The sequence below is a fragment of the Shinella sp. M27 genome, from assembly GCF_049199905.1.
GTDB lineage: Bacteria > Pseudomonadota > Alphaproteobacteria > Rhizobiales > Rhizobiaceae > Shinella.
This window is the reverse complement of record NZ_JBLZPK010000048.1, coordinates 140,899-146,685: the sequence shown is the minus strand read 5'-3', so window position 1 is coordinate 146,685 and position 5,787 is coordinate 140,899. Positions and strand designations below refer to the sequence as shown.

6 protein-coding genes are annotated in these 5,787 nt (G+C 61.2%); all 6 read left to right on the top strand.

Annotation, left to right across the window (positions count from 1 at the left end; translation table 11 throughout):
* The coding region (locus ACOZK4_RS19505) for a carbohydrate ABC transporter permease (RefSeq protein WP_421593294.1) at positions 1 to 805 on the top strand (805 nt) is incomplete at its 5' end.
* Positions 806 to 807: 2 nt separating this feature from the next.
* The gene (locus tag ACOZK4_RS19500; RefSeq protein WP_421593316.1) at positions 808 to 1,758 is read left to right on the top strand and encodes a carbohydrate ABC transporter permease; all 951 of its coding nucleotides are present in this window, start codon (positions 808 to 810) and stop codon (positions 1,756 to 1,758) included.
* Between the two features lie 3 nt (positions 1,759 to 1,761).
* Positions 1,762 to 2,856, top strand: coding sequence for an ABC transporter ATP-binding protein (locus ACOZK4_RS19495; protein WP_421593293.1), 1,095 nt, complete (start codon positions 1,762 to 1,764; stop codon positions 2,854 to 2,856).
* Between the two features lie 3 nt (positions 2,857 to 2,859).
* A complete protein-coding gene (locus ACOZK4_RS19490; RefSeq protein ID WP_421593292.1) occupies positions 2,860 to 3,918 on the top strand; it encodes an ABC transporter ATP-binding protein in 1,059 nt (352 codons plus the stop codon).
* A gap of 26 nt (positions 3,919 to 3,944) precedes the next feature.
* Positions 3,945 to 5,039: a Gfo/Idh/MocA family protein gene (locus tag ACOZK4_RS19485; RefSeq protein ID WP_421593291.1), complete on the top strand. Its 1,095-nt coding sequence runs from the start codon at positions 3,945 to 3,947 to the stop codon at positions 5,037 to 5,039.
* A gap of 22 nt (positions 5,040 to 5,061) precedes the next feature.
* Positions 5,062 to 5,787 (top strand): sugar phosphate isomerase/epimerase family protein (locus ACOZK4_RS19480; RefSeq protein WP_421593290.1); only part of this gene is annotated, 726 nt, incomplete at its 3' end.

Below are 5,787 nucleotides of genomic sequence, written 5' to 3'. Positions count from 1 at the left end.
GGCGGTCACACTCATCCCAACGCTCTGGATGGCCTCGATGGCCTTCAAGCCGATTGCCGAATGGTCCGCCGCCGGCGCCGACCTGACCTGGTGGCCGAAGAGCCCGACACTCGACAATTTCCGCTTCATCTTCGGCACTTCGACGTCCGATCTCATCGTCGCGCTCGACCGCACCGCCGGCAAGCCGATCCTGGCGTCGCTGCTCTCGGCTGTCTTCGGCACGCTGATCGCCATGACGGCTGGCACGGCCGGTGCCTACGGCCTGTCGCGCTTCGGTTCGGGCCAGAACCTGCCGCTCGCACTCATCCAGCTCAGGCTCTTTCCGCCTATGGCCGTCATGATCCCCGTCATGATCATGTGGGCCTTCTTCGGTCTCGTCGATACGTGGTGGGGGCTTGCGTTGATCTACGGCATCGTCACGCTGCCCTTCGCCTTCTGGCTGATGAAGACCTTCTTCGACGACATGCCACGCGAAATCGAGGACGCGGCGCTGGTCGAAGGCTGCTCGCGCCTGCGCGTCTTTATGAAGATCACGCTGCCGATGATGCGCCCCGCGCTCGCCAGTTCCGCGCTCTTCGTCTTCATCCTGAACTGGTCGGACTATCTGATCGCGCTTCTTCTCACGACACGCGAATGGGTGACGATCCCAGTCTACATGGCCTCGCTGTCGTCCTCGATGACCGGGCAGCTCTATGGCGCCAAGGCAGCACTTGGCCTGATCGCCGCTATACCGCCCGTCATCATGGGCATCGCCATCCAGAAACATCTGGTGCGGGGTCTGACCTTCGGAGCCCTCAAGCAATGAGCATGCTCGCAACCGAGGAGAAAATCTCCGTGACTGGCGATCCGTTGACGCCCGAGACCCGCATTGAAGATGGTGGGCGCCGCCTTGGCCTGATACTGACGCTGCCGGCTCAGCTGCTGGTGCTCTTCATCGCGGTCTTTCCGCTCTTGATGCAGCTCTATATCAGCCTCACCGACTGGTCGCCGCTCGATGGCATCGGCTGGTGGCAAGCCTATGAACTTTGGAACAACTTCGCCAACTATACCGACCTTGCCATCGACAGCCGTTTCTGGGATGCGCTCTGCCGAACCGCGCTGGTGATGCTGATCTGCGTACCGGCGGAATTCCTGCTGGGACTTGGCCTTGCCATCCTCTTCATAGACAATTTTGCTGGCAAGCGGGTGTTTTACTCGATCATGCTCATTCCCATGATGGTCGTGCCCGCGGTCGCCGGCTACATGTTCTTCATGCTGTTCCAGTCCGGCGGGCCGGTGAACGATATCATCTCGACGCTGACCGGCCAGCCCTTCGCGCTCGCCTGGTTGTCGAGCCCCGGCACGGCGCTGATCGCCGTCATGATCGCCGATATCTGGCAGTGGACGCCGCTGATGTTCCTCATCCTGCTTGCCGGCCTTGTCGGCGTACCGGAGGACCAGATGCGAGCGGCAACGTTGTTGGGTGCAAGCTGGTCGCGGCGCTTCCGCACCATCGTCATGCCAAAGATGAAGACGATCATCATTATCGCCCTGTCGATCCGCGTCATCGAGAACTTCAAGATATTCGACACGCTCTACATCATGACGGGTGGCGGGCCGGGCGTCGCGACGGAAACCATCTCCGTCTACATCTACAAGGTGACGCAGCAGGACCTGATCTGGGGATATGTCGCGGCCATCGCGCTCGTCATCCTGATTGCACTTTCCATTCTCGTCTCGCTTGCCATCAGCCGGATGAACGCGGCGAAGGAGGCCTGAGCCATGACCGCCATTCACCTTGAAAACCTGGTCAAGCGCTTCGGGTCCTTCACGGCGCTGAAGACGATGGACCTCGAAATCCGCGATGGAGAGTTCATGGCGCTATTAGGGCCTTCCGGCTGCGGCAAATCCACGACCATGAACATGATCGCCGGCATGGAACAGCCGAGCGAAGGCCGCATTACCTTCGACGGCCGCGACATGAACGGGGTTGCCATGGGTCGGCGCGGCGTCGGTTTCGTGTTTCAGAACTATGCGATCTTCACGCATATGAACGTCTACGACAATCTGGCCTACGGCCTGAAGGTCCGTGGAACGCCTGCGTCCGAAATCGACCGCCGCGTCAAGGCGATGGCCGATTTTCTTCAACTGACGCCGATGCTAGACAAGCCCTCGGTGAAGCTGTCGGTCAACATCCTGCAACGCCTGGCGATCGGCCGTTCGGCCATCGTCGAGCCGGCGATCTTCCTGCTGGACGAGCCGCTTTCCAATGTGGACGCCGCCTTCCGCGCCGTCATGCGCACGGAACTCAAGCATCTCCAGCGCCAGTTCCGCCAGACCATGGTCTATGTCACGCACGACCAGCTCGAGGCGATGACCATGGCGGATCGCATCGCAGTGATGGATCATGGCGTGCTGCAGCAGGTCGGCACGCCGCTGGAAGTCTATAACGACCCGGTCAATCTGTTCGTCGCCGATTTCATCGGCTCGCCGGGCATGAACCTGCTCAAGGGTACGCTTGCCGACAGCGACCGGGGGTTGGTGGCTGATCTCGGGACGCTCGGCGTCACCGCGCCGCTCGATCCCGCATTGTCCGCAATCGCGCGGGCATGCGGCGTGCGTGAGGTCGTCTACGGTTTTCGCCCGGAACGGGTCGTGTTAGCCCGGGCGGGGCAGGGGCTTGCCATGCCCATCACCTTCATCGAGCGCATCGGCGCGCGAACGGTCGTTCACTTCGGTGACGGAGAGCGACGCGTCAAGGCGGTGTTCGACAATGATGTCACCGTCCAGGCAGGCGAGACCGTCCATGTCGCCGTCGAGCCGGGCTTCGCCCGGCTGTTCGATGCCGCGACCGGCGTCGCGATCCGGGAGGTGTAAAACATGGCCGGTATTTCCTTCCGCAATGTCACGAAGCGTTTCGGCAAGACGGTTGCCGTCAACAATGTGAGCTTCGATATCCAGCCGGGTGAGTTCTTCTGCTTCTTCGGACCGCCGCTTTCGGGAAAATCGACCGTCCTGAAGCTAATCCTTGGGCTGGAGACGCCGGATGAGGGAGAAATCCTGATTGGCGGCAAGCCGGTCAATCGGGTCTCGCCTGCTGACCGCAATGTGGCGATGGTGTTCCAGAACCTCGCGCTATTCCCGCATATGACGGCGGGCGAGAATGTCCGTTTCCCGCTTGTCGAGCGCAAGGTGCCGGAAGAAAAGATCCGCGCGCGCGTCGAAGCTGTAACGGCGAAGCTTCATATTTCGCACCTGTTGCACAAGCCGCCGTCGCAGCTTTCCGGCGGCGAGCGCCAGCGCGTGGCGATTGCCCGTGCGCTTGTGCGCGATCCCGTCGCCTATCTCATGGATGATCCGATCTCGGCGCTCGACGCGAGGCTGCGTGAGGAAACTCGCGTCGAGCTGAAGCGTATCCAGCGCGATCTTGGCCAGACGCTGATCTACGTCACGCACGATCAGGAAGAGGCCATGTCGATCGCCGATCGCATGGCGATCATGGAAGAGGGCGAGATCCGCCAGATCGGTTCGCCGACCGACATCTACGATACCCCGGTCAGCCGTTATGTCGCCCGCCTGCTCGGCGCCCCCATGATGAACATCCTGCCCGCGGTGCGCGGCAAGGCACTAGAAATGGCGGACGGTACGATCAGTCTGCCGCTCGAGACGGTTCCGGATGGTGCCGCACATGTCGGCGTGCGTCCGGAAGACCTCAAGGTCGAGCCGTGGAACGATGCGCGTCCGGGGCGGCCGGCCACGGTCTACGAGATCGAACCGCTCGGCGGCTACACCGTGGTAACGGTCGATACCGGGGCGGAAAAATTGAAAGCGCTGATGCGTGGCCAGCCAGATATACGGCTGGAAAGTGCGGTGGCGCTGAGCTGCAATCCGATCAAAGCGCATTTCTTCAATCTGGCGGGTGAGGCTGTCAGCCTGTGAAAGAGCATATCTAACGGGAGGTTACCATGAGCGAAGCCAGGGGTTTTGCGCCCGATCCGCAGGTGCGGGTGAGGGATTACAAGATCGGCTGCATCGGCGCCGGCATGATCATGGCGGAATGCCATCTGGCGGCCTACAAGGAGGCCGGCTTTCCGGTTGTCGCCATTGCCTCGCGCACGAGGGACAAGGCGGCGGCGGTTGCCGAGCGCTGGGGCATTGCCACCGTACACGACACGCCGGATGCGCTGATCGCTGATCCCACCATCGACATCATCGACATCGCCTTCCCGCCGGATCAACAGCCGGAGCTGATCCGCAAGGCGCTCGCCCAGCCGCATATCAAGGGCGTTCTTGCGCAGAAGCCGCTTGCGCTGACACTGGAGGACGCCATCGAGCTGCGCGATGCCGCCGCCAAGGCCGGCAAGATCCTCTCAGTCAACCAGAACATGCGCTACGACCAGTCGATGCGCGTACTCAAGCAGATCCTCGACAAGGGGGAACTTGGCACGCCGGTCCTGGCGACGATCGAGATGCGCGCCATTCCGCACTGGCAGACCTTCCTTGAGGACTATGACCGGCTGACGCTGTCCAATATGAGCGTGCACCATCTCGACGTGCTGCGCTTCCTGTTCGGCGACCCCGAGACGATCACGACGCTGACCCGCACCGACCCGCGTACGACATTCGCCCACAAGGACGGCATCACCGTTTCGACTCTGACCTTCCCGAGCGGCGTCATGGCCGTATCGATGGAGGACGTGTGGTCCGGTCCGCGCGAAGAGGGGTTCGACAGCGACATCTACATCAAGTGGCGCGTCGAGGGCACGGACGGTGTGGCGCAGGGAACGATCGGTTGGCCCGACGGGTCGCCTTCGACGCTGACCTATGCCTCCAAGGCGACGACCGGTGGCAAGTGGGTAACGCCAACCTGGGACACGATGTGGTTCCCGCATGCCTTCGTCGGTGTGATGGAGCAGCTGCAATATGCGGTGAAGTCGGGCGAACCGCCGGCGCTCTCCGTCGCCGATAATGTCAAGACCGTGGCGCTGATCGAGGCCGGCTACAAGTCGATCGACGAGGGCCGCACGGTCAGGCTTTCCGAAATTTCCATCAATTCATGAATAACGAGGGAGGATTCTCATCATGATGCAGACAGGTATTTTCACCGGCTATTTCCCCTATGCGCTGGAAGAGACGGCAAAGAAAATCCGCGCGCTCGACTTCAACACTGTGCAGCTCGACATGCACTTCAAGGATATTGACCTTTCGGCCGGCCAGATCACCAAGGACAAGTGCGTCAGGATCCGCGAGACCTTCCGCGATCATCACCTGCCGATCTCCTGCATCTCCGGCTACACGAACATCATCCACCCCGATAAGGCCGAGCGCGACCGCCGCGTCGGCTATCTCAAGGAAATCATCCGTAACGCGCGTCATCTCGGCACGCCCTATGTCATCTCGGAAACCGGCACCTACAACACGGAATCCGACTGGGTGCATCACCCGAAGAACAAGACGGAAGAGGGCTTCGAGGAGTGCCGCAAGGTCATCGCCGATCTTGCCCAGCATGCCTATGACCACGGCGCGGTCTTCCTGCTCGAAACCTACGTGAACAACGTCGTCGGCTCCGTCGAGGAGACCGTCAAGATGTTTGCGCAGGTCGATCATCCCGGCCTCGGTCTGCTGATGGATCCGACTAACTATTTCGAGACGCACAATATCGACCGCATGGACCAGATACTGAACCAGGTGTTCGATACGCTCTCCGACAAGATCAAGATCGGCCACGCCAAGGATGTGAAGCGCTCGGGCGACGACAAGTCGGAAAAGCATGCCGATATCGGTGACGCGGATGCGCTGGAAAGCCAC

Excerpts from the sequence above, each read along its gene's own strand:
- ACOZK4_RS19485 (WP_421593291.1), top strand. The coding sequence starts at position 3,945 with ATGAGCGAAGCCAGGGGTTTTGCGCCCGATCCGCAGGTGCGGGTGAGG.
- ACOZK4_RS19495 (WP_421593293.1), top strand. The coding sequence starts at position 1,762 with ATGACCGCCATTCACCTTGAAAACCTGGTCAAGCGCTTCGGGTCCTTC.
- ACOZK4_RS19490 (WP_421593292.1), top strand. The coding sequence starts at position 2,860 with ATGGCCGGTATTTCCTTCCGCAATGTCACGAAGCGTTTCGGCAAGACG.
- ACOZK4_RS19500 (WP_421593316.1), top strand. The coding sequence starts at position 808 with ATGCTCGCAACCGAGGAGAAAATCTCCGTGACTGGCGATCCGTTGACG.